Source organism: Streptomyces sp. NPDC050439 (genome assembly GCF_040655335.1).
In the GTDB taxonomy this organism is placed as follows: domain Bacteria; phylum Actinomycetota; class Actinomycetes; order Streptomycetales; family Streptomycetaceae; genus Streptomyces.
The window spans coordinates 26,469-47,914 of sequence record NZ_JBFAJT010000011.1 but is presented as its reverse complement, the minus strand read 5'-3'; the positions used below and the strand labels follow the sequence as shown (position 1 = coordinate 47,914).

22 protein-coding genes and 1 riboswitch are annotated in these 21,446 nt (G+C 69.7%); of the genes, 10 read left to right on the top strand and 12 right to left on the bottom strand.

The features are described 5' to 3' along the window. Positions 1–79: 79 nt before the first annotated feature. Complete coding sequence (locus AB0I66_RS36775; RefSeq protein ID WP_363212415.1) at positions 80–883, bottom strand: enhanced serine sensitivity protein SseB; 804 nt, start codon at positions 881–883, stop codon at positions 80–82. A 61-nt stretch (positions 884–944) separates the two neighbouring features. After that, a complete protein-coding gene (locus tag AB0I66_RS36770; protein WP_363212658.1) occupies positions 945–1,619 on the bottom strand; it encodes an AAA family ATPase in 675 nt (224 codons plus the stop codon). Between the two features lie 153 nt (positions 1,620–1,772). Continuing rightward, positions 1,773–1,878, top strand: a riboswitch (glycine riboswitch). Between the two features lie 147 nt (positions 1,879–2,025). Between AB0I66_RS36770 and gcvT the strand changes: the two genes are divergently transcribed. The 4 genes from gcvT (at position 2,026) to AB0I66_RS36750 (ending at position 6,417) form a co-directional block, all read left to right on the top strand. Further along, positions 2,026–3,159 carry a glycine cleavage system aminomethyltransferase GcvT gene (gcvT, locus tag AB0I66_RS36765; RefSeq protein WP_363212414.1) on the top strand — a complete coding sequence of 378 codons (1,134 nt, stop codon included), beginning with the start codon at positions 2,026–2,028 and terminating at the stop codon, positions 3,157–3,159. Positions 3,160–3,217: 58 nt separating this feature from the next. Then, entirely contained in the window at positions 3,218–3,595 is a 378-nt protein-coding gene (gene gcvH / locus AB0I66_RS36760; RefSeq protein WP_363212412.1) for a glycine cleavage system protein GcvH, read from the top strand. 30 nt (positions 3,596–3,625) lie between these two features. Continuing rightward, positions 3,626–4,885: a serine hydroxymethyltransferase gene (glyA, locus tag AB0I66_RS36755; protein WP_363212411.1), complete on the top strand. Its 1,260-nt coding sequence runs from the start codon at positions 3,626–3,628 to the stop codon at positions 4,883–4,885. Between the two features lie 161 nt (positions 4,886–5,046). Continuing rightward, a complete protein-coding gene (locus AB0I66_RS36750; protein WP_363212657.1) occupies positions 5,047–6,417 on the top strand; it encodes an L-serine ammonia-lyase in 1,371 nt (456 codons plus the stop codon). A 22-nt stretch (positions 6,418–6,439) separates the two neighbouring features. Here the strand turns inward: AB0I66_RS36750 and AB0I66_RS36745 are convergent, their stop codons facing one another. Then, positions 6,440–7,099 carry a GNAT family N-acetyltransferase gene (locus tag AB0I66_RS36745; protein WP_363212410.1) on the bottom strand — a complete coding sequence of 220 codons (660 nt, stop codon included), beginning with the start codon at positions 7,097–7,099 and terminating at the stop codon, positions 6,440–6,442. Positions 7,100–7,180: 81 nt separating this feature from the next. On the opposite strand from AB0I66_RS36745, the gene AB0I66_RS36740 reads away from it, so the two are divergent. Beyond that, positions 7,181–7,396, top strand: coding sequence for an EF-hand domain-containing protein (locus AB0I66_RS36740; protein ID WP_363212409.1), 216 nt, complete (start codon positions 7,181–7,183; stop codon positions 7,394–7,396). A gap of 55 nt (positions 7,397–7,451) precedes the next feature. On the opposite strand, the gene AB0I66_RS36735 is transcribed toward AB0I66_RS36740, so the two are convergent. Both AB0I66_RS36735 and leuA read right to left on the bottom strand, forming a co-directional pair. Beyond that, positions 7,452–8,252 (bottom strand): ATP-binding cassette domain-containing protein, encoded by an 801-nt coding sequence (locus AB0I66_RS36735; RefSeq protein WP_363212408.1) that lies wholly within the window; start codon positions 8,250–8,252, stop codon positions 7,452–7,454. Continuing rightward, positions 8,249–9,955 carry a 2-isopropylmalate synthase gene (gene leuA, locus AB0I66_RS36730; RefSeq protein WP_363212656.1) on the bottom strand — a complete coding sequence of 569 codons (1,707 nt, stop codon included), beginning with the start codon at positions 9,953–9,955 and terminating at the stop codon, positions 8,249–8,251. Before leuA ends, AB0I66_RS36735 begins: the two co-directional genes overlap by 4 nt. A gap of 314 nt (positions 9,956–10,269) precedes the next feature. Between leuA and AB0I66_RS36725 the strand changes: the two genes are divergently transcribed. After that, a complete protein-coding gene (locus AB0I66_RS36725) occupies positions 10,270–10,962 on the top strand; it encodes an FCD domain-containing protein (protein WP_363212407.1) in 693 nt (230 codons plus the stop codon). Positions 10,963–11,053: 91 nt separating this feature from the next. Here the strand turns inward: AB0I66_RS36725 and AB0I66_RS36720 are convergent, their stop codons facing one another. Then, positions 11,054–11,998 carry an AraC family transcriptional regulator gene (locus tag AB0I66_RS36720; RefSeq protein WP_363212406.1) on the bottom strand — a complete coding sequence of 315 codons (945 nt, stop codon included), beginning with the start codon at positions 11,996–11,998 and terminating at the stop codon, positions 11,054–11,056. A gap of 107 nt (positions 11,999–12,105) precedes the next feature. Between AB0I66_RS36720 and AB0I66_RS36715 the strand changes: the two genes are divergently transcribed. The 4 genes from AB0I66_RS36715 to AB0I66_RS36700 all read left to right on the top strand — a co-directional run bounded on the left by AB0I66_RS36715 (position 12,106) and on the right by AB0I66_RS36700 (position 15,446). After that, positions 12,106–13,119, top strand: a complete 1,014-nt coding sequence (locus AB0I66_RS36715) for a zinc-dependent alcohol dehydrogenase family protein (RefSeq protein ID WP_363212655.1) — start codon at positions 12,106–12,108, stop codon at positions 13,117–13,119. A 109-nt stretch (positions 13,120–13,228) separates the two neighbouring features. Then, positions 13,229–13,888, top strand: coding sequence for an NAD(P)-binding domain-containing protein (locus AB0I66_RS36710; protein ID WP_363212405.1), 660 nt, complete (start codon positions 13,229–13,231; stop codon positions 13,886–13,888). A gap of 76 nt (positions 13,889–13,964) precedes the next feature. Then, the gene (locus tag AB0I66_RS36705; protein WP_363212404.1) at positions 13,965–14,738 is read left to right on the top strand and encodes an endonuclease domain-containing protein; all 774 of its coding nucleotides are present in this window, start codon (positions 13,965–13,967) and stop codon (positions 14,736–14,738) included. A 108-nt stretch (positions 14,739–14,846) separates the two neighbouring features. After that, complete coding sequence (locus AB0I66_RS36700; protein ID WP_363212403.1) at positions 14,847–15,446, top strand: SMI1/KNR4 family protein; 600 nt, start codon at positions 14,847–14,849, stop codon at positions 15,444–15,446. Between the two features lie 16 nt (positions 15,447–15,462). On the opposite strand, the gene AB0I66_RS36695 is transcribed toward AB0I66_RS36700, so the two are convergent. The 6 genes from AB0I66_RS36695 to AB0I66_RS36670 form a co-directional block, all read right to left on the bottom strand. Further along, positions 15,463–16,017 carry a glycoside hydrolase family 25 protein gene (locus AB0I66_RS36695; protein ID WP_363212402.1) on the bottom strand — a complete coding sequence of 185 codons (555 nt, stop codon included), beginning with the start codon at positions 16,015–16,017 and terminating at the stop codon, positions 15,463–15,465. A gap of 99 nt (positions 16,018–16,116) precedes the next feature. Then, positions 16,117–17,304 (bottom strand): hypothetical protein, encoded by a 1,188-nt coding sequence (locus tag AB0I66_RS36690; protein WP_363212401.1) that lies wholly within the window; start codon positions 17,302–17,304, stop codon positions 16,117–16,119. Then, entirely contained in the window at positions 17,304–18,101 is a 798-nt protein-coding gene (locus AB0I66_RS36685) for a polysaccharide deacetylase family protein (protein ID WP_363212400.1), read from the bottom strand. Before AB0I66_RS36685 ends, AB0I66_RS36690 begins: the two co-directional genes overlap by 1 nt. Positions 18,102–18,474: 373 nt before the next feature. Continuing rightward, positions 18,475–18,978 carry an ATP-binding protein gene (locus tag AB0I66_RS36680; RefSeq protein WP_363212399.1) on the bottom strand — a complete coding sequence of 168 codons (504 nt, stop codon included), beginning with the start codon at positions 18,976–18,978 and terminating at the stop codon, positions 18,475–18,477. Between the two features lie 296 nt (positions 18,979–19,274). After that, positions 19,275–20,045, bottom strand: a complete 771-nt coding sequence (locus AB0I66_RS36675; RefSeq protein WP_363212398.1) for an enoyl-CoA hydratase-related protein — start codon at positions 20,043–20,045, stop codon at positions 19,275–19,277. 84 nt (positions 20,046–20,129) lie between these two features. Continuing rightward, positions 20,130–21,374, bottom strand: coding sequence for an Ig-like domain-containing protein (locus AB0I66_RS36670; RefSeq protein WP_363212397.1), 1,245 nt, complete (start codon positions 21,372–21,374; stop codon positions 20,130–20,132). Positions 21,375–21,446: the final 72 nt, after the last annotated feature.

Here is a 21,446-nt window from a genome sequence, read left to right as displayed (position 1 = left end):
GCTCATGAAACCAGCTTAAGCGGCGATCCTGACACCGACTTGACGTACGGCACCCTCACACACGTACCTGCACATGTCCTTACACATGACCGTGCTCGTGTCCCTGAGTCCGGCCGAAGAAGGTCCTGACGCGCTCGCGCATCCAGTCGGCGACCGGGTCCTGGGCCACGTCGAGCAGCACCAGGTTCACCGGCCAGGCCACCGGGGCCTGCCCCAGGGCCCGGCCCAGGGCCTCCATCGGGAGCTCGCGCGCGTTGCCCTCCCAGGAGGTCAGTTCGACGCCGACGAACAGCGAGGGGTCGCCGCCCTCGACGCTCGCCAGGCAGCGGCGGGCGCTCAGGACGACGCCGGTGGCCTCGAACTCGCGGGCGGCGGCGGACAGGAAGTCCACCGGGTCCTCCTGCCAGTCCGGTTCGAAGAGGCGTACGCGGCCGCCGGTCGCGGGGCCGTCCAGCGGGGTGCGCCCGGCGCGGCAGAGCTCGGCGACGGCGGGCGGCGGCAGCGGCACACCGACCGTGCCGTCCGGGTTGACCGCGATGCCCAGCTGCGGGGGCAGGCCGCGCGCGAACTCCACGGCGGGCGCCACCGTGCAGCCCATGTGCCCGCCGGTGGCCTGCCGGAACTGCTGCTCGGAGCTGAAGACGGGGACGTATGCCTGGCCGTCGATCTCCAGCGTGGGCAGGTCGAGGGTGCCGCTGTCCGGTGCCCCGCCGTTCGGCAGCGGGACCCAGAGGTGGCTGCGGCCGAGCACCTCGACGATGCGGGCCCCGGCGGACGCCTGGGGCGCGCCGGGGGTGCCCAGGGATGCCGCGAGCACCTCTTCGAGTTCGTTGCCCGGCCATCCTCCATAGGGATGGGCGTGCGCCTGCGCCGGAATGTCCATCTCTTCTAACCCCTGATCGGTCCCGCTCTGCCTGCGGCACGACCCTAACGCGGCGGGCGGCTCAGCCCTCGAAGCCGATCCCCCGCAGGACCCCGGCCGCCGTCCGGTCCAGGAGCACCGCCGAACCGCAGCCGCGCGGCAGGTCACCGCGCTCGGCGGCGCCGACGAGCCGGCCGACCGTCCTGCGGTGGCGCGCGAAGGCGTACCGCGACACGCCGCGCCCGCGCGCGAGCTGCCCCTCTATGGCGGTGTCCGGCGGCACGTCGAGCAGCAGCAGGTGCAGGGTCGTGCCGCGCCGCGCCGCCTCGCGGGCCAGCCAGCGGCGCACCCAGGCCTGGGTGCCGCAGTCGTGCACCACGACGCCCTCGCCGGAGCGCAGGGCTCTGCGCAGGCCCGCGTAGTGCGCGATGCGGACCAGCGGGCGGTACACCGCGTACGGCAGGAGGCCCGGCATGCGCCGGGCCCAGCGGTCGCGGGTGTCCTGCGAGTCGATGCGCGGGCCCGCGACGGCCCTGCGCATCAGCGTGGACTTGCCGCTGCCCGGCAGGCCGGAGACCACGATCAGGTCGCCCTCGCCGAACGTGAGGCGGTAGGGGCTGTGGCCCGTCCGCTGCCGCAGGTCGCGGACGACGGCCGCCGGCAGGGGGCCGCAGCTCTCCCTGGTGGGGGCGGCGGCCTGTTTGGGCAGGGCCACCCCTGTGTTGGTCGCGTAGACGCTCGTCCTGCGCACCGTGATCGGCCTCCCCTTAGCGGTCACGTACCTGCTTCCCGCAGCTTCCCCGGCAAGTGTAAAGAGAAGGTAATGCGGCACAACAGCATTACTGGACTGGCACTGCCCTGTGACGCAGGCGCGTGCAATGATGTGCGCGCAAACTCCATACAGGCCGTTTGAATCCGCGCGGGAGAGTTCCCGGTGGCCGTCACATGACGCACCGGGGCGCCGAAGGAGCAAGTCCCTCCCTTGAATCTCTCAGGCCCCGTACCGCGCGGGCGAGGCACATCTGAAAAGCGGGCCGCCTGCGCGGCTCCACCCAAGGTGCAAGTCATGACCCCCATACGTACGGGTCGTGGTGAACCTCTCAGGTTCCGATGACAGATGGGGAGGATCGACCTCGCCCGTCATGCCCCTGGGAGTTCCACGAATGAGTACTGCCCCCCGTCTGACCGCACTCGATGCCGTGCATCGTGCGCTCGGCGCGACCATGACCGACTTCGCGGGCTGGGACATGCCGCTGCGGTACGCGAGCGAGCGCGACGAGCACAACGCCGTGCGCACCAAGGCCGGTCTCTTCGACCTCTCCCACATGGGCGAGATCACGGTCTCGGGGCCCGAGGCCGTGGACCTCCTGAACTTCGCGCTCGTCGGCAACATCGGCTCCATCGGTGTCGGCCGCGCCCGCTACACGATGATCTGTGCCGAGGACGGCGGCATCCTGGACGACCTGATCGTCTACCGGCTCGGCGAGCCCGAGGCCCCCGAGTACATGGTGGTGGCCAACGCCTCGAACGCCCAGGTGGTGCTCGACGCGCTGACCGCCCGCGCCGAGGGCTTCGACGCCGAGGTCCGCGACGACCGTGACGCGTACGCCCTGCTCGCCGTCCAGGGTCCCGAGTCCCCCGGCATCCTGAAGTCACTCACGGACGCCGACCTGGACGGCCTGAAGTACTACGCGGGCCTGCCCGGCACGGTCGCGGGCGTGCCCGCGCTGATCGCCCGCACGGGCTACACCGGCGAGGACGGCTTCGAGCTCTTCGTCGCACCCGGCGACGCCGAGAAGCTGTGGGGCGCGCTCATGGAGGCGGGCGAGCCCGCGGGCCTGGTCCCCGCCGGGCTCTCCTGCCGCGACACGCTGCGCCTGGAGGCGGGCATGCCGCTGTACGGGCACGAGCTGACCGCGGAGCTGACGCCCTTCGACGCGGGCCTCGGCCGGGTCGTCAAGTTCGAGAAGACCTCGCAGTCCGACACCTTCGTGGGGCGCGCGGCGCTCACGGCGGCCGCCGAGCGCGCCGAGGCCGCTCCCCCGCGCAAGCTGGTCGGTCTGGTCGCCGAGGGCCGCCGGGTCCCGCGCGCGGGTTTCTCCGTGGTCGCCGACGGCAAGGTCATCGGCGAGGTCACCTCGGGTGCCCCGTCCCCGACCCTTGGCAAGCCGATCGCCATCGCGTACGTCGACGCGGCGCACGCCACCCCCGGCAGCGAGGGTGTCGGAGTGGACATCCGGGGCACGCACGAGCCGTACGAGGTCGTGGCGCTGCCGTTCTACAAGCGCCAGAAGTGACACCCCGCACAACAGCCTCGTCCATCAGCACTCCCCCGCGTACAGGAGAATTCAGGTCATGAGCAACCCCCAGCAGCTGCGTTACAGCAAGGAGCACGAGTGGCTCTCGGCCCCCGTGGACGGTGTGGCGACGGTCGGCATCACCGAGCACGCGGCCAACGCGCTCGGTGACGTCGTCTACGCCGACCTGCCCGAGGCCGGTGCCGCGGTGACCGCGGGCGAGACGTGCGGCGAGCTCGAGTCGACCAAGTCGGTCAGCGACCTGTACTCGCCGGTGACCGGTGAGGTCGTCGAGTCGAACCAGGACGTCGTGGACGACCCTTCGCTGGTCAACTCCGCCCCGTTCGAGGGTGGTTGGCTCTTCAAGGTACGGATCACGGAGGAGCCGAAGGACCTGCTCTCCGCGGACGAGTACACCGAGTTCTCCGGCAGCTGAAGCCCCCCGAAGACCCTTAGGGACCACCTGATGTCGCTTCTCAACACCCCTCTCCACGAGCTGGACCCGGACGTCGCCGCCGCCGTCGACGCCGAGCTCCACCGTCAGCAGTCCACCCTGGAAATGATCGCCTCGGAGAACTTCGCTCCGGTCGCCGTCATGGAGGCCCAGGGCACGGTCCTCACCAACAAGTACGCCGAGGGCTACCCCGGCCGCCGTTACTACGGCGGCTGCGAGCACGTCGACGTCACCGAGCAGATCGCGATCGACCGGATCAAGGACCTGTTCGGCGCCGAGTACGCCAACGTCCAGCCGCACTCCGGCGCCTCCGCCAACCAGGCCGCCCTCTTCGCGATCGCCAAGCCCGGCGACACGATCCTCGGCCTGGACCTGGCGCACGGCGGGCACCTCACCCACGGCATGCGCCTGAACTTCTCCGGCAAGCAGTTCAACGTGGTCGCGTACCACGTGGACGAGGCCGGTCTGGTCGACATGGCCGAGGTCGAGCGCCTGGCCAAGGAGAACAGCCCCAAGGTGATCATCGCGGGCTGGTCCGCCTACCCGCGTCAGCTGGACTTCGCGGAGTTCCGCCGGATCGCCGACGAGGTCGGCGCGAAGCTGTGGGTCGACATGGCGCACTTCGCCGGTCTCGTCGCCGCCGGTCTGCACCCGAACCCGGTGCCGTACGCGGACGTGGTCACCTCCACCACGCACAAGACCCTCGGCGGCCCGCGCGGCGGCGTCATCCTGGCCCGCGACAAGGAGTTCGCGAAGAAGCTGAACTCCGCGGTCTTCCCCGGCTTCCAGGGCGGCCCGCTGGAGCACGTGATCGCGGCCAAGGCCGTCTCCTTCAAGGTCGCGGCCTCGGAGGAGTTCAAGGAGCGCCAGCAGCGCACCCTGGACGGCGCCCGCATCCTGGCCGAGCGCCTGGTGCAGGACGACGCGAAGGCCGTCGGCGTCGACGTCCTGTCCGGCGGCACGGACGTGCACCTGGTCCTGGTGGACCTGCGCAACTCCGAGCTCGACGGCCAGCAGGCCGAGGACCGCCTCCACGAGGTCGGCATCACGGTCAACCGCAACGCGATCCCGAACGACCCGCGCCCCCCGATGGTCACCTCGGGCTTGCGGATCGGTACGCCCGCGCTCGCGACCCGTGGCTTCCAGGAGGACGACTTCCGTGAGGTCGCCGACATCATCGCCGAGGCGCTGAAGCCGGGCTTCGACGCGGAATCCCTGAAGGCCCGCGTCTCCGCCTTGGCGGAAAAGCACCCGCTGTACCCCAACCTGTAGCATTTTCGTACGCTTTCTTTCGTACGGACCTTCGGGGCACCGCGCACACTGGACAGTGAGGACAGTGAGTGCGGTGCCCCGGCCCATGCCCCGGCTCACGCCCTGCTTTCTGCACCACCCCGGCAGACAACGGCGTCTACCAACCACCATTGGAGTTTCTCGTGGCCCTCTCGGTCTTCGACCTGTTCTCGATCGGCATCGGCCCGTCCAGCTCCCACACGGTCGGTCCCATGCGCGCCGCCCGCATCTTCGCGAGCCGCCTCAAGAACGAGGGCCTGATGGCCCACACCACCGCCATACGGGCCGAGCTCTACGGCTCGCTCGGCGCGACGGGCCACGGCCACGGCACCCCCAAGGCGGTGCTGCTCGGCCTGGAGGGCGAGTCGCCCCGCTCGGTCGACGTGGAGTCGGCGGACGACCGCGTCGAGCAGATCAAGTCGAGCGGCCGCATCAACGTCCTCGGCATGCACGAGATCGACTTCGACTTCGACGAGGACCTGGTCCTGCACCGCCGCAAGGCCCTGCCGTACCACGCCAACGGCATGACGATCTTCGCCTACGACCACGACGGCGGACTCGTCCTGGAGAAGACGTACTACTCCGTGGGCGGCGGCTTCGTCGTGGACGACGACGCGGTGGCCGGCGAGAACCCGATCGTGCCGGACGACACGGTCCTCAAGCACCCCTTCCGCACCGGCGACGAGCTGCTGCGCCTGGCCAAGGAGACCGGCCTCTCCATCTCCGCGCTGATGCTGGAGAACGAGAAGGCGTGGCGCACGGAGCAGGAGATCCGCTCGGGTCTGCTCGACATCTGGGGCGTCATGCAGTCCTGCGTCTCGCGCGGCATGTCCCGCGAGGGCATCCTGCCGGGCGGCCTCAAGGTACGCCGCCGCGCCGCCAACTCGGCACGCCAGCTCCGGGCCGAGGGCGACCCGCAGGCCCGCGCCATGGAGTGGATCACCCTTTACGCGATGGCCGTGAACGAGGAGAACGCCGCGGGTGGCCGCGTCGTGACCGCCCCGACGAACGGCGCCGCGGGCATCATCCCGGCGGTCCTGCACTACTACATGAACTTCATCCCCGGCGCCGACGAGGACGGCGTGGTCCGCTTCCTCCTCGCGGCCGGCGCGATCGGCATGCTCTTCAAGGAGAACGCCTCGATCTCCGGCGCCGAGGTCGGCTGCCAGGGCGAGGTCGGCTCCGCCTGCTCGATGGCGGCGGGCGCCCTCGCCGAGGTGCTCGGCGGCAGCCCCGAGCAGGTCGAGAACGCGGCCGAGATCGGCATGGAGCACAACCTCGGCCTGACCTGCGACCCGGTCGGCGGCCTCGTCCAGATCCCGTGCATCGAGCGCAACGGCATGGCGGCGGTCAAGGCCGTGACCGCGGCGAAGATGGCGATGCGCGGCGACGGCAGCCACAAGGTGTCCCTCGACAAGGTCATCAAGACCATGAAGGACACGGGCGCCGACATGAGCGTCAAGTACAAGGAGACGGCGCGGGGCGGGCTCGCGGTGAACATCATCGAGTGCTGAGTCCCCCGGCCACCGGCGGCCTTCACCGCGCCACGAACAGGGCCTCCGCGCCCACCGGCCGGTATCCCGCCGCCTGGAAGACCCGCACGCTGCGCGCGTTGCCCGGGGACTGCTGCGCCCACACGTGGGACACGCCGGGCACCAGGTGCCGGGCGGCCAGGGCCAGCGCGCGGCCCAGGCCCCGGTGGCGTACGTCCTCGTCGACCTCGATGGCCGCCTCCCAGCGCCCGGCGAGTCCGCGACCCAGGACCAGCACCCCGCCTCCGGCGGACGCCCACACCCGTACGTCGTCGCGGCGCTTGCGGGCGCGTGTCACCCGGGGGTGGTCGGGGTCGTCGATCTCGCGCAGGTCCAGGGCCGGGTCGGGGGCGCCCGGCAGGGTGTCGGCCACGGTCAGGAGGTCGGTGGTGTCCGTCACGCGGCCCGTGCGGTCCAGGAAGGCGGCGAGGAAGCGCGGGTTCATCGTTGCGGCCAGCGGATCGCAGTCGAGCGCCGCGAGGGTGGCGTGCACCCATCGCGGGTCCTCGTCCGTGAACACCACCGAGTGCGCGGTGAAGGCGATCACGCCCGCGTCGCGGTGACAGGGCTGCGGCACGACGGTGGTCGTGCCGTCGGGCGGCGGGAACCGACCGTGGGCCGCCGCGTCGAGGATCGCGCCGAGCGAGGCAGGGGTGCTGGCCATGGGCGTACTCCTTGTGATCGCGTCCTCGGACGGCCGATACCCTAGCCCTCGTCAGCAGTGCACGAAGAAGGGGTGGATCCGGTGGCGGACATCGAGGAAGCGCGCAAGACGTTCGACCAGTTCGACGCGGACGGCGACGGCTTCATCACAGCGGCGGAGTGGAAGTCGGCCATGGCCAAGATGGGGGACTTCTACGTCACCGAGACGGTGGCCGAGGCCGTGATCGGCACGAAGGACACCGACAAGGACAAGCGCCTCTCCTTCGACGAGTTCTGGGCGAGCCTGAACAAGAAGTAGTGGCCGCACGCAGGAGGGGCCCGGCACGCGAAAGCACCGGGCCCCTCCCGCGTGCTCAGCGGGCGCGCCGCGCCGCCCGCACGCTCCACCGCCCTTCCGTGCGCTCGAGCCGCACCGGGTGGTCGAAGCACTTGCTGACCTGATCGCTCGTCAGTACGTCGTCCACGGCGCCGGAGGCGAGCACGCGGCCGTCGCGCAGCAGCAGCGCGTGCGTCGTGCCCGCCGGGAGCTCCTCCAGGTGGTGCGTGACCAGGACGGTGGCGAGCCCGGGATGCGTCTCGCGCAGGGTGTCCAGGCTTTCGAGGAGGCCTTCACGGCCCGCGAGATCGAGCCCGGTGGCCGGTTCGTCGAGCAGGACGAGCCGCGGGCGCGGCATCAGCGCGCGTGCGATCAGGGTCCGGCCGCGCTCGCCCTGGGACAGCGTGGGCCAGCGGGCGTCCGTGCGGTGCGCGAGGCCGAGCATGGCGATCAGACGGCCGGCCTGCTCCTCCTGCTCGGGCGTGGGGCGCCAACGGGGCAGCGGTTCCACGCTGTTGGTGAGCCCGGTCAGGACGACGTCGCGTACCCGCAGGGGCGTACGGAGCGGATGGCGCGGGTTCACATGACCCACGTAGGCGCGCAGGTCCCGCAGATCGACGCTGCCGAGGCGGCGGCCGAGCACCTCGACCGTGCCGTGCGTGGGGTGGGTGACGGCTCCGCAGAGGCCGAGCAGGGTCGACTTTCCGGCGCCGTTCGCGCCGAGCAGCGCCCAGTGCTCGCCGGGGCGGACGGTGAGGGTGACCTCTTCGAGGATGGGGCGCCCTTCGCGGACGACGGTGACGGTGTCGGCGTGCAGGACGGGGCTCGGCGGTGTCACCGGGTGGCCCCCGCCCTGTTCACGGCGGCGAGAACGGCCCGCACGGACGCGGTCAGGAGCGAGGTGTCCAGACCCGCGCCCCAGCGGACGACGTCACCCACCCGGCACTCCGCGTACGCGACGGCCTCGCTGCCGCCGCCCTTCCCGACCGCGTGTTCGCGGTAGTCGAGGACGTCGACGGTGATCCCGGCGGCGGCGAGCGCGTCGACGAACGCGGAGAGCGGGCCGTTGCCCACCCCTTCGAAATCCCCTCCCCGGTCGCCGACTTGCAGGGTGCAGACGAACCGATGGGCGCCGTCCGGTGCCCGGTCGGTGGTCCAGGAGCTCAGCTCCGCCTCGCCACCTCCCTCCCCCGGCGCGACATAGGTCGCGCGGAACAGCTCGTACAGCTCCTTGGCGCTCGCCTCCTCACCGCTGTCATCGGTCGCCTCCTGCACCACGCGGGAGAAGTCGGGCCGCATGCGGCCCGGCAGGTCGAGACCGTGCCGCGTGTGCAGCAGATACGCCACCCCTCCCTTGCCCGACTGGGAGTTGACGCGGATGACGGCTTCGTAGCTGCGGCCGATGTCGGCGGGGTCGATGGGCAGGTACGGCACGCCCCACGGCGCCTCGCTCTCCGCTACCCCCAACTCGGCTGCCCGGCGGGCGTGTTCGGCGAATCCTTTGCTGATGGCGTCCTGGTGGGTTCCGGAGTACGCGGTGTGGACGAGGTCGCCCGCGTAGGGGTGGCGGGGGTGAACGGGGAGCCGGTTGCAGTGCTCGACGACTTCGCGGACGGCGTCGATGTCGGACAAGTCGACCATGGGGTCCACGCCCTGGGAGTACAGATTCAGGGCGAGGGTCACCAGGTCCACGTTGCCGGTGCGCTCGCCGTTGCCGAAGAGGCAGCCCTCGACGCGCTGGGCCCCGGCCAGAACGGCGAGCTCGGCGCAGGCGACGCCGGTCCCGCGGTCGTTGTGGGGGTGGACGGAGAGGATGACGGAGTCGCGCCGGGCGAGATGGCGGTGCAGGTACTCGATCTGATCGGCGTACACGTTCGGGGTCGCGATCTCGACGGTCGCCGGCAGGTTGTGCGTGACGGGACGGTCGGGGCTCGCGTCCCACAACTCGGTGAGTCCGTCGCAGAGTTCGAGTACGTAGTCGGGCTCGGTCAGATTGAAGGTCTCCGGCGAGAACTGGAAACGGATGTCCGCGTCCGGCCGCGCGTCGGCCAGGCGGGCCATGCGGACGGCGGCTTCCGTGACGACCTCGCGCACCTGGGCGCGCGACCGCCCGAGCACCACGTCGCGCCAGACGGGCGAGGTGGGGATGTAGAGATGCACGACGGCGCGGGGAAGCCCCTCGATCGACTCGAACGTGCGGTCGATGAGGTCGGGCCTGGCGGGCGTGAAGACGACGATGCTGATGTCGTCAGGGATGCCGCCGCTCGCCGCGAGCGCGGCGAGGTCGCGCACGAAGTCGAAGTCGGCGCGGCTGGCCGACGGATAGCCGACCTCGATCTCCTTGAACCCCGTCGAGACGAGCAGATCGAAGAAGCGGTGCTTGCGGGCGGGGTCCATCGGTTCGGCGAGCGCCTGATTGCCGTCGCGCAGGTCGACGGGGACCCAGAGGGGGGCGCGTTCGATGCGGGCACTGGGCCAACTCCGTTCGCCGGCGGGCACGTTGACGCGGTCCTGATAGGGGCGGTAGCGGTGGTGCGGCATGGGGCCGGGACGCTGGGGGTTCCAGTCGTACGTGATGCCTGTACGTGCTGCGGGGGTGGCGGCGGTTGCGCTCACGGGAAGCGGTGCTCCTTCTGCTCGCGGTCGGTTGCCGACCGGCAGCACGGCACCCCGCGGCGGGGTGCCGGTCGCTTCAGGCCCCGCCGCGGCAGCCGAGAAGGAGGAGACCGCGGAAGATCACGGGCCTACACTAGGCACACGTCAGCTCCTCAGACAAGTGCTCCTCAGACAAGTACCTCGCAGACAAGTACCCCTCAGGCAAGTAAGCGTCGATGCCTCTCGACGAAAGGTCCCGGATGCCTCTCCCCTCCTTGCGCCCCAGCCCCCTGGTCGAACAGGCCACCCACCGCCTGCGCGAACAGATCACCGGCGGCCAGTGGCCCATCGGCAGCAAACTCCCGGGCGAGACGACCCTGGCCAAGGAGCTGGGCATCGGCCGCTCCACCGTCCGCGAGGCCCTGCGCTCTCTGGCGGGGGCCGGCCTCGTCAAGGCCCGGCAGGGCGCCGGAGTCTTCGTCATCGCGACGGAGCCGTTCGCGGACTGGCCCACGCGGCTGCGGCGGGCGGCGGTCTCGGACGTGTACGAGGTGCGGATGCTGGTGGAGGTACAGGCGGCACGCCTCGCGGCGATGCGCCGCACCGACGAGGACATCACCGCGATGCGCGCCGCGCTCGAAGGCCGCAGGGCCACGGCTTCGGCGGGCGACGCCGCCTTCATCGACGCCGACATCGCCCTGCACGCGGCGGTCGTGGCGGCGGCCCACAACCCCGTGCTCACGGACCTCTTCGCGGAGTTCGCCCCCGTACTGCGGGAGGGCCTGCTCCATCTCCTGGACCTGATCGACGTACGAACAAAGGAACCAAACCACGGCGACGAAGCCCACGCAGCGCTCGTACGGGCCGTCGAGGCGAGAGACGAGGAGGAGGCGGCACGCGTGTCCCAGGCCGAACTCCAGAACACCTTGGGCCGGTTGCTGGCCCACCGCTAGCCGACGCCCCGCGCCTTGTGGGTCGCGATGCCGGCAACCATGCTTGAGCGAGCCTCCCCGTCCGGTTGAAGGCGGTCGCGGGTGCGCCTGGTCACACAGCGAGGCTGGGCCGCCCGGCCGCCCGCAGCCGCCGGTACTGCCCCGGCGCCATCCCGAACTCCCGCTTGAACGCCTTGGAGAAGGCGAACTCCGAGGTGTAGCCCGCCCGCTCGGCGACCTGCCGCAACGGCAGAGCCTCCTCGCGCAGCAGCCGCCCGGCCGACGTCATGCGCCACCACGTCAGATACGCGAGCGGGGGCGTCCCCACGGTCGCCGCAAACCGGCGGGCGAACGCGGCACGCGACAGACCCGCCCGCGCGCCGAGTTCCCCGACCGTCCACGGCCGCGAGGGATCGTCGTGGATGGCGTGCAGCGCGGCCGTCACCGCCGGGTCCCGCAGCGCCGCCGCCCACCCCGCCGGCTGCCCGGCGGGATGCTCCCGCAGCCACCACGCCCGCAGGATGTAGAGCAGCATCGTGTCCAGTAGCGCGGGTACGACCGCGTCCGACCCCGGCTGCGCTTCCGCGAGTTCGGCGCCCAGAAGTTCCACCGTGCCCCGCAGCGAGGCGTGCTCGCCGACCTTGGCCGGCAGGTGCACCACCTCGGGCAGCCCGGCGAGCAGCGGGTGGGCGCGGGCCTTGTCGAGCTGATAGGCCCCGCAGAGCAGGACCGTGGCCGCCCCATCGCCCGCGCTCCCCGACGCCTTCGGCCAGGACCCGTCCGCTTCGAGAGCGAACTCCTCCAGCGGCACCCCGGGCGCGCTCGCCAGGCCGTGTCCCTTCCCGTGCGCGAGGAAGACCACGTCACCGGGCCCGAGCGCCATCGGCTCCGCGCCGTCCCCGGCCGGGAGCAGCCAGGCCGAGCCCTGCAGCACCACATGGAACCCCGCGCCGTTCGACGGGGAGAAACCGATGCCCCAAGGGGCGTGGTTGTACGTACGGGAGGAGTGGGGCCGCCCCGTCCGCATGGCGGCGATCGCGTCACTGAGTACGTCCATGTCCAAACCGTAGCGTTCACCTCGGACAGCAAGACGTACGGGCATAAGAACGAGACCGGCGGCCATGGATCGTCTCGCACGGGCCGCATAGCGTCACCGGCATGACAATGCCTCGCACAGCACGCAGCGTTCGCACCGTCCTTTTCGACGAGATCGGTGGCCCCGAAGTCCTCACCCTTCACGAGGTGGACCTGACAGGCCCCGGCCCGGGTGAAGTCCTCATCCGTGTCGAAACGTTGGGCCTCAACCGCGCCGAGGCACTCTTCCGCTCGGGCGGCTACTACTACCAGCCCACCCTCCCCGGCTCCCGGCTCGGCTACGAAGCCGCGGGCGTCGTCGAGGAGACCGGCGAGGGTGTCACCGAATTCGCCGTGGGTGACACGGTGTTCACCGGACCCGGCATCGAGATGAGCACCCAGGGCGTGTACGCCGAGCGCGTCGTACTGCCCGAGTCCGCGGTCGTCCCCCGCCCGGCGGAAGTGGACGCGATCACCGGAGCCGCCGCCTGGCTCACCTACACCACGGCGTACGGCGGCATGGTCGAGACGGGCGGGCTGCGGCCCGGGGACCACGTCCTGATCACCGGCGCGTCCAGCGGGGTGGGGACGTCCGCGATCCAGGTCGCCCGGCGGATCGGAGCCATCCCGATCGCCACGACCCGCACCGAGACGAAGAGGCAGCCGCTCCTGGACCTGGGCGCGGCGGACGTCATCGTCACGGAAGACAAGGACCCCGAAGACGTCGTGCAGGAGACCAAGCAGGCCACCGGCGGGCACGGTGTCGAGCTCATCTTCGACCCGATCGGCGGCCCTGCCTTCCGCACCCTGGCACAGGCGCTCATACCGGAGGGCGGCACCGTCGTCGCCTACGGCTGGCTGGACCCGCGCCCCGCGGAACTCCCGTGGCTGCCGGCCCTGAAGATCCACTTTTACGCCAACTTCACCCTGACCACCACACCGGGAGGGCGCCGCCGCTCCACGGCCTTCCTCAATCAGGGACTGCGCGACGGCGCCTTCCGCCCACCGATCGCCGAGGTCTTCGAGGGTCTCGACCGCATCCAGGACGCGCACCGCCTGATGGAGTCCAATACGCACATCGGCAAGATCGTGGTGAAACTCTGAAGAGTCCGCCTCACCCGGCCGTACCGCCCGGCCCGGAATACATCCCCCGTTCCGGAGGTTGGCTCCGTTACGTTAGGACACCGGCGAACCACCCCCGGAAGGGTCAGTCATGAAGATCGGCATCATCGGCGCGGGCAACATCGGCGGCAACCTCACCCGTCGCCTCACGGCCCTCGGCCACGACGTGTCCGTCGCGAACTCCCGTGGCCCGCACACCCTCACCGACCTCGTCGAGGAGACCGGCGCCACGGCCGTACCGGTCGAGGAAGCCGCACGCGGCGCCCAGGTCGTCGTCGTGACGATCCCCTTGAAGGCTGTCCCGAACCTGCCGTCCGGCTTCCTCGACGGCGCCGCCGAGAACGTCGCCGTCATCGACACCGGCAACTACTACCCCCAGCAGCGTGACGGGAAGATCGCCGAGATCGAGGAGGGCCTGACCGAGAGCCGCTGGACCGAGCGCCAGATCGGCCACCCGGTCATCAAGGCCTTCAACGGCACGTACGCCCAGGACATCCTCGACAAGCCTCAGCCCAAGGGCACCCCGGGCCGCGTCGCCCTCCCGGTCTCCGGCGACGACGAGGCGGCGAAGAAGGTCGTACGCGACCTCATCGACGAGATCGGCTTCGACACCGTCGACAACGGCGGCCAGGACGAATCCTGGCGCCAACAGCCCGGCACCCCGGTCTACGGCCTGGCCAAGGACACAGAAGCAATCACCAAGGCCCTCTCCGAGGCCTCCCCGGAACGCACGGCGGAGTGGCGCGCCTAATCGAACTGCCGTGTCACCTCGGCGCCCCTCCATGGCACCGAGGTGACCCGCGCCCACCCGATTCGTTGATCGATCCATGCGAATCTGTTCGGCCAACGGAAACGGGTGGGCGTGCGACCGCACATCCGACAGGCATGCCTTCACGAAAGGGATGTGCCGGACCCACTACACACAGATCCACAGAGGCAAGGCGCTCTCGTGTATACGACGCACCTCGACGCCTGACGGCACTCACCAGAACTGCCAATTCGACAGCTGCCAGAGGGCTGCCTTGGCCAAAGGCCTGTGCAATGGTCACTACCAACAGCATTACGCAGGGCGTCCGTTAGCCCCTCTACGAGGGAAGAGGGACAACGCGACCTACCAGGCAATGGTCGAGAGCGGATTCGTCGAGTGCCTCGGGTGTGGCGAGAGCAAGCCGACATCGGCGTATTCAACGGTGAACCGCGCAGGCGCCCTACGGCCCTACTGCAAACCATGCAATTCCGAGCGCGTCCGGCTCAGTCACTACAACGTGACCAAGGAATTCCTCGACCGGCTCTGGCGGTTCCAGGGCGAGCGTTGTGCGATATGTGGAATCAATGAGGCAAGGATACGGACCCCGCATGTCGATCACGACCACTCCTGTTGCAAGGTGGGCAGGAGTTGCGGCGCATGCGTCCGTGGCCTCGTCTGCTCGAACTGCAACGCCTACGGACTCGCCTGGTATGAAGCTCTTCCGGCCCACCTGCGCACATTTGGCTTGCTGAACGACTACATCAACAGCCCACCCGCGAAGAGGTTCCGGGAAGAACCGCTCGCGGCGGAAGAAGCTTGGAGGTCGTCTCAACTGGCTCGAAAACTAGGCTGACGCCTCCCGCCCAATGGATCCCACCGTCGCAGGCCGACAGCCTGATCGGCGGGATCTCCGGGCTGGGATGATCCTGCTGTAGAAGACGGCACAGCAGCGAGGAGCGTCATGGCCGACTACCTGCCCGCAGTGATGGCGATGCTCGGCCAGGCGCAGAACCGCTACACGAGCCCCTCCGCCTGGGAGCTCCTTCAGGCAGAACTCGGCATCCGGCTGCCGACCGACTACCAGGTCCTTGTGGACGCGTACGCTCCCATCCAGCTCAACGGGCACCTGTACCTGCATCATCCCGCGACCGAACGCTGGAACCTGGGCGACTGGATACGCGACACGGCCCGCGCCTGGTCCGCGGTCTCCTGGGACGATCTTGAGCCCGAGGAGGACCCTCGCCTGCTGTTCGGGCTCGCGGAATTGAGCTTCGGCACGCACAACGGACTATGGCCGATCGCCAGCACCGACCGCGGCGAGACACTGTTCCTCGCGACCGCGGACGACACAGCCCCGTGGATTCTGGTCGAAGACGGCGAGGGCGGTTGGGCACGGTACGACATGAGCTTCGCCGAATGGCTCTACCGCTATCTCATCGGCGAGGACATGGCCGGCCCCAACACCTCAGCCTTCTATCCCGGCCCCGTACGGCTGCGGCACCTCCCGATGACCGTCGATGAACGACCGGAGCCGTGGAGCGGGCCGGACCGCGGCATGTAGCCCTGCCTGCCAACGGTCAGTCGACCGTGGCCCAGTCCCGCATTGCCTGCTTGCTCGCGAAGTCCGCCACATTCTTGTCCAGGGGTGTCGACGTGTACTGGTGGATGCGCCACTTCGCCTGGATGCGGGGCTTGCCCGCCGTTACGTAGTCGGCGATCCAGAGGGCGTCACCTGCGTACGACGTGGTGTCGTGGTTGAGCCAAAAATCCCGGTTCGTGTACAAGGCCACCCGGTGCTTCGGCCGCAGCCTCTTCACCTCGCGGATGAACCGATCCTTTTCCGCATTGCTTGCTCGGGTGTGTTCGCCCGTCCATTCCCAGTCCACCGCCAGCAAGTCCCCCGCCTTTTCGGGGGCCTTGCTGACGAAATACTCTGCCTGGGCCTTGATGTTGCCCGGCCACAGGAAGTGGTAGAAGCCGACCACGCAGCCGCCGTCCCGTGCTCGCTTCGTCTGCGCCGTCAGTCTTGGGTTGACGTACGAACGGCCCTCCGTCGCTTTTATGATGACGAAGGAGATGCCGTCCGTGTCGAACGTGGACTGGTACGAGCTGACGTCGATGCCTTTGAGCACGGGCAGCCTCCTGGAAGGCAGAGGGGAGGTCGGCTGGATCTACCCTTGTGGTGCCCGGTGGCCGTGGTGGTCAACCGTTGTAATACTCAGGTGTATTGCTCAGCGGAAGATCCCCGTGTGTCCGAGCGAGTAGCGGCCGGGCTGCGGATAGACCGCGAGCCCGTGCGGGCCGCCCCCGACGGGGATGCGGGCGGTCTGGACTCCTGTGCGGGTGTCGACGGCGTAGACCTCGGAGTCGTAACGGCCCGACAGCCAGAGGGTGTTGCCGTCCGCCGAGACCCCGCCCATGTCGGGGCTGCCGCCCTGGGGGAGCTTCCATTTCTTGGTGAGCTTGTTCTTGGGGAAGTCGAAGACGGAGACCGTGCCCTCGCCGCGGTTGGACACGTACATCTCGCGTGAGTCCCGGCTGACGTACAGCCCGTGGGTGCCCTTGCCCGTCGGCAAAAGCTTCGGCTTGTCGAACTTGTCGCCGCTCAGGACCCACATGCCGTCCGCCATCATGTCGGCCACGTAAAAGGTCTTGCCGTCGGGCGAGATCTTCACGTCCTGCGGCATCGCGCCCTTGAAGGGCAGCTTCTGCTGGGCGACCACCTTCATTTTCTCCGTGTCGACCTTCAGGAGTTCGCCGGAGAACTCGCAGGAGACGATGAAGTAGCGGCCGTCGGCGGAGAAGTCGGCGTGGTTGACGCCGTAGCAGCTGACCGGTTCGGTCTTGACCTTCTTCATGGTGTGCGGGTCGCGGAAGACCAGTTCGCGGTCCATCGAGGCCATCACGATCGCGTATTTGCCGTTGGGCGTGAAGTAGAGGTTGTACGGGTCATGGACGGCTACCGGCTTTCCCGCCTTTCCGGTTTTCGGGTCGATGGGGGTGAGCGTGTGGCCGCGGTTGTTGTTGACCCAGAGCGTCTTCATGTCCCAGGAGGGGACGACGTGCTGGGGCTGGACACCGACGTCGATCGTGTCGATCACCTCGTACGACTTGGGGTCGATGACCGAGACGGTGTTGGAGTTGGTGTTGGGGACGTAGATCCGGGACGGGAAGTCCTTGACCACCGGGGAGAGCTTGCCCGGGCGGTCGGCCGCGTAGACGTCCTTGGGGTCGAGGACGGGCGGCATGCCCGGCAGGCCCGGCGCGGCCTTGGGTTTGGTGGATTCGTGGATGCCCTTGGTGCCGAGGGCTTCGTCCTCGCGGGGCTCGCCGCCGCAGCCGGCCAGCGCCGCGGCGACGACGGCACCGGCGGCGACGACCGCTCCGGTGCGCCGGGTGAGGTTCAGGTGCAGGGTCATCAGGTCAGCAACTCCGTGGTCGTCACCGCGCGCAGGTTGCGGCGGTCCAGTTCTTCCAGGACGGCGGGGAGCGCGGCGACCGTGTCCGCGTACCCGAAGTGCAGGCTCACGACGGAGCCCGCGCGTACCTCTGAGGTGATCTTGCGGGTGACGGCCCCGGCTCCCGGCGAGGTGAAGTCGAGGGAGTCGACGTCGTACGAGAGGACGTGCGGGTAACCGGCGCGGCGGGCGAGACGGGCGACGAGGGGGGTCGCGGTTTCGGCGCGCGAGGGGCGGAACCACGTGCCGATGGAGCCGGTGAGGCGGCGCAGGCGGTCGGCGCAGCCGGTGATCTCCGCGTAGGCGTCGGCCTCGGGCAGCTCGTTGATCGTGACGTGGTGGTGGGTGTGGTTGCCGAGGTCGTGGCCGCCGTCGAGGATGCGGCGGGCGAGGTCGGGGTGCTCGTCGAGCCAGCTGCCGACGGCGAGGACGGTGATCCTGGCGTCCGCCTTCTCGGCGATGGCGAGGATGGACCGTGCGGTGGCCTGGTCGCCCTGGCCGTGGAAGGTGAGGGCGACCTGGGGCCGGCCGCGGGGGCTGTGCGCGATCTGGTCGGGGAGGCCGGGGAAGCGGTGGGGTGCGGGGGCGGCGCGGGGCGTTCCGGCGGCGGGGTGCCGGGTGGCGGATGCGGCGCGGTGGTCTGCGGGGGCGGCCCTGAGGGCGGAGCAGCCTGCGGTGAGGGCGCCCGCGGTGAGCGCGCCGGCGGCGGCAAGGCCGGCGCCCGTGCGCAGGGCTCCACGGCGGTCGGTCTCGGTCACCCGACCATTTAATGGGTAAAGCGGGCGAAAGCCGCTTATTGTCCGCGTGCGAGCCCCGCGGGTCGGGCCCGGAAGGCCGTCGGCCACCTTGACGCCCCTTGCGGAACACCTGTCACAGCCGGAACTTAACCAGCGTTTACCAGGCAGGTGTCCCAGCTCACCAAGGATTCACCTTTAAACTGTCACGATTTGCCTACCTATGACCGGATCAGGACTTTTGGATCGTCGGCCCCCGTCTGCCATAGTCGGATTCACGACCCCCATTGACCCGGGCTCAGGTCGTCAACGGTGTCCGTGGACCACACCCCTTTGTCCGCGGCGCCCCGCGCAGGCCCCCGCAGCGCCACAACCGGCGACCGGGGGCTTTCGCGTTTCAGCGGTCGGCGACCCGCATCTCGAACCACGTCGTCTTGCCGCGCGGCAGCAGATCCACGCCCCAGCGGTCGGAGAGTTTGTCGACCAGGAAGAGACCGCGGCCACTGAGGTCCATTTCCTGGACGGGCATCAGACAGGGCAGTCCGCGCGAGGGGTCACGCACCTCGATCCGGATCCAGCCGCGCCGCCGCATCATCCGCAGCCCGAAGACACGGGCACCGGTGTGCCGCACGGCGTTCCCGACGAGTTCGGAGGTGAGGAGCACCGCGTCCTCGGTGAGCTTCGGGGAGAGTCCCCAGTGCCGGAGCACCACGACCTGGGCGAGCCGGCGCGCGATGGCGGCGGACTCCGGGCGCGACGGCAGCGGAACCTCCGCGTCCGTCGGATTGCCGAACAACTCGAGCGCCTTGAGCGCGTGTTCGTCCTCGACCGCCGGCGACCAGCGCGCCGCGGTCGCACTCCCGTGTCGCCGCGGCTGTTCGATACCCTCCAGCCCCGCCATGCCCCCCATCATGGCCGCACACAGCGCGTTCCGGGGCCGTTCCGACGGAATAAGCCCCCCGGAACCATCCGTTCCGGGGGGCTGGGTAGGCATATGCCAGCGGCAGTACGAGCCCTGTCGCACCCCCGCTGACCTGCGATGACTACCCGCTTACGGGTGATCACTTACGGCCTCGAAGCACCCAGGCTTAAGGTTCTCTTAAGCCGGGGATAATCCGCTCCTTCGGGGGACACTTTGGCTGACGCGGCCTCAACTGATCGTGCCCTGACGGAAATTCAGCGGTCCGCAGAGAAATCTCAGAGGAACTTGGCCTTGCCGGGACCCTCCTCGACGAAGCTGCGCATGCCACGCTCACGGTCTTCGGTGGCGAACAGACCGGCGAACCAGGTGCGCTCGATCGCGAGCCCGGTGTCGATGTCCGTCTCCAGGCCCGCGTCCACGGCCTCCTTGGCGGCGCGCAGCGCGAGCGCGGGCCCCTGCGCGAGCCGCGCGGCCCACTGGTGCGCCTGCTCGTACACCTCGGCGGCGGGCACGACCCGGTCCACCAGACCGATTGTGAGCGCCTCGTCGGCCTTGACCATGCGGCCGGTGAAGATGAGGTCCTTGGCCTTGGACGGGCCGACCAGACGGGACAGCCGCTGGGTGCCCCCCGCGCCGGGGATCAGGCCGAGCAGGATCTCGGGCTGGCCGAGCTTTGCGTTGTCGGCGGCGATGCGGAAGTCGGCGCAGAGAGCCAGCTCGCAGCCGCCGCCGAGCGCGTAGCCGGTGACGGCGGCGACGACGGGCTTGGGGATGCGGGCGACCGCGGTGAAGGAGTCCTGCAGAGCCCTGGACCGCACGACCATCGCCGTGTGGTCCATGGCCTGCATCTCCTTGATGTCCGCGCCCGCCGCGAACACCTTCTCGCCGCCGTAGATGATCACGGCGCGTACGTCGTCGCGCCGGGTCGCCTCTTCGGCCAGCTCCTTGAGCCGGTCCTGCAGGGCGATGTCGAGCGCGTTCATCGGGGGGCGGTCGAGGCGGATCGTGCCGACGCCTTCGGCGACTTCGAGATGCACAGATGTCATGCGGGGCACGTTAGCCGTGCCCCGCACGGGAGTGGCGACCGGTCAGGCCATAGTGGTGACCGGTCAGGCCATAGTGGCGACCGGTCAGGCCTTCCACTTCTCCCAGGACATGTTCCAGCCGTTGTAGCCGTTCTCGGGCTGGATCGTCTTGTCCGCGGAGTTCTTCACGACCACGACGTCCCCGATGAGGGAGTTGGCGAAGAACCAGCCCGCGGGCGTCTTCTTGCTGTAGCCGCCGCGCACGTCGCTCAGGCCGATGCAGCCGTGGCTGGCGTTGGTGTTGCCGAAGGCGCCGCCCGACCAGTAGTTGCCGTGGATGAACGTGCCCGAGGTGGACAGGCGCATCGCGTGCGGGACGTCCTTGATGTCGTACTCGCCGCCGAAGCCGACGGTCTCGCCGTTCATGCGCGTGACCGCGAGCTTCTCGCTGATGACCATCTGGCCGTTGTACGTCGTCGTGCCGGGGGCGCCCGCGGTGATCGGGATCTTCTTGATCTGCTTGCCGTCCCGGACGACCTTCATCTGGTGGGACTTGGCGTCGACGGTGGAGACCTGGCTGCGGCCGATGGTGAACTTCAGGGTCTTGGCCTGCTCGCCGTAGACGCCCGGCCGGCCCTCGACACCGTCGAGGTTGAGGTCGACGGTGACCTTCGTCCCCGCCTTCCAGTACTTCTCGGGGCGGAAGTCGATGCGGTCGTTGCCGAACCAGTGGGGCTCGACGTCCACGGCCGGCTCGGTCTTGATCTTGATGGCCTTCTCGACGTCCTCGGGCTCGGTGATGCCCCGGTTGAAGTGGACCGAGAACGGCATCCCCACGCCGACCTTCGAGCCGTCCTCCGGCGTGAACTGGCCGATGAAGGTGTTCTTCGGCGTCAGCGTCGTGAACGACGTGTCCTTGGCCGATTCACGTCCCTCGGAGTCCTTGGCTATCGCGTGGACCTTGTACTTCGTGGAGGCGGCCAGGTGATGCGCCGGCGTCCAGCTGGCGCCGCCCGAGGTGATCTTGCCCGGGACCGGATTGCCCTTGCTGTCCTCGACCTTGACCTGCGAAAGCTTGCCCTTGTCGGCGGCTATCTTCAGTGCGCCGCTGGTGGCCACCGAGTCGGCGCCGTCCTTCGGGGCTATGGTCACCACCGCCGTCGACGGCGCGTTCTTGTCGGCCGCCTTGTCCTTGCCGTCGCCGCCCGCGTCCGAGCCGCCGCCCCCGCCGCACGCCGTGACCAACAGCAGCGTCACACCCGATGCCACCGCAAAGAGGCCCTTGGTCCCCCGTCGTCGTGCACGCCCCCGCGCACCAACCGACGTCCCCGATATCGGTCGCCCGTTCAAGATGTGTCTCCCCTCGCACGGCCTGGTCAGGCCCGCACCCCAGTGCCTCAGCGCGCACAGACACGCGCCTGC

Excerpts from the sequence above, each read along its gene's own strand:
- gcvH (WP_363212412.1), top strand. The coding sequence starts at position 3,218 with ATGAGCAACCCCCAGCAGCTGCGTTACAGCAAGGAGCACGAGTGGCTC.
- AB0I66_RS36775 (WP_363212415.1), bottom strand. The coding sequence starts at position 883 with ATGGACATTCCGGCGCAGGCGCACGCCCATCCCTATGGAGGATGGCCG.
- AB0I66_RS36675 (WP_363212398.1), bottom strand. The coding sequence starts at position 20,045 with ATGACATCTGTGCATCTCGAAGTCGCCGAAGGCGTCGGCACGATCCGC.
- glyA (WP_363212411.1), top strand. The coding sequence starts at position 3,626 with ATGTCGCTTCTCAACACCCCTCTCCACGAGCTGGACCCGGACGTCGCC.
- AB0I66_RS36700 (WP_363212403.1), top strand. The coding sequence starts at position 14,847 with ATGGCCGACTACCTGCCCGCAGTGATGGCGATGCTCGGCCAGGCGCAG.
- AB0I66_RS36705 (WP_363212404.1), top strand. The coding sequence starts at position 13,965 with ATGCGAATCTGTTCGGCCAACGGAAACGGGTGGGCGTGCGACCGCACA.
- AB0I66_RS36680 (WP_363212399.1), bottom strand. The coding sequence starts at position 18,978 with ATGGCGGGGCTGGAGGGTATCGAACAGCCGCGGCGACACGGGAGTGCG.
- AB0I66_RS36715 (WP_363212655.1), top strand. The coding sequence starts at position 12,106 with ATGCCTCGCACAGCACGCAGCGTTCGCACCGTCCTTTTCGACGAGATC.
- AB0I66_RS36710 (WP_363212405.1), top strand. The coding sequence starts at position 13,229 with ATGAAGATCGGCATCATCGGCGCGGGCAACATCGGCGGCAACCTCACC.
- leuA (WP_363212656.1), bottom strand. The coding sequence starts at position 9,955 with ATGCCGCACCACCGCTACCGCCCCTATCAGGACCGCGTCAACGTGCCC.
- gcvT (WP_363212414.1), top strand. The coding sequence starts at position 2,026 with ATGAGTACTGCCCCCCGTCTGACCGCACTCGATGCCGTGCATCGTGCG.
- AB0I66_RS36720 (WP_363212406.1), bottom strand. The coding sequence starts at position 11,998 with ATGGACGTACTCAGTGACGCGATCGCCGCCATGCGGACGGGGCGGCCC.
- AB0I66_RS36690 (WP_363212401.1), bottom strand. The coding sequence starts at position 17,304 with ATGACCCTGCACCTGAACCTCACCCGGCGCACCGGAGCGGTCGTCGCC.
- AB0I66_RS36745 (WP_363212410.1), bottom strand. The coding sequence starts at position 7,099 with ATGGCCAGCACCCCTGCCTCGCTCGGCGCGATCCTCGACGCGGCGGCC.
- AB0I66_RS36725 (WP_363212407.1), top strand. The coding sequence starts at position 10,270 with ATGCCTCTCCCCTCCTTGCGCCCCAGCCCCCTGGTCGAACAGGCCACC.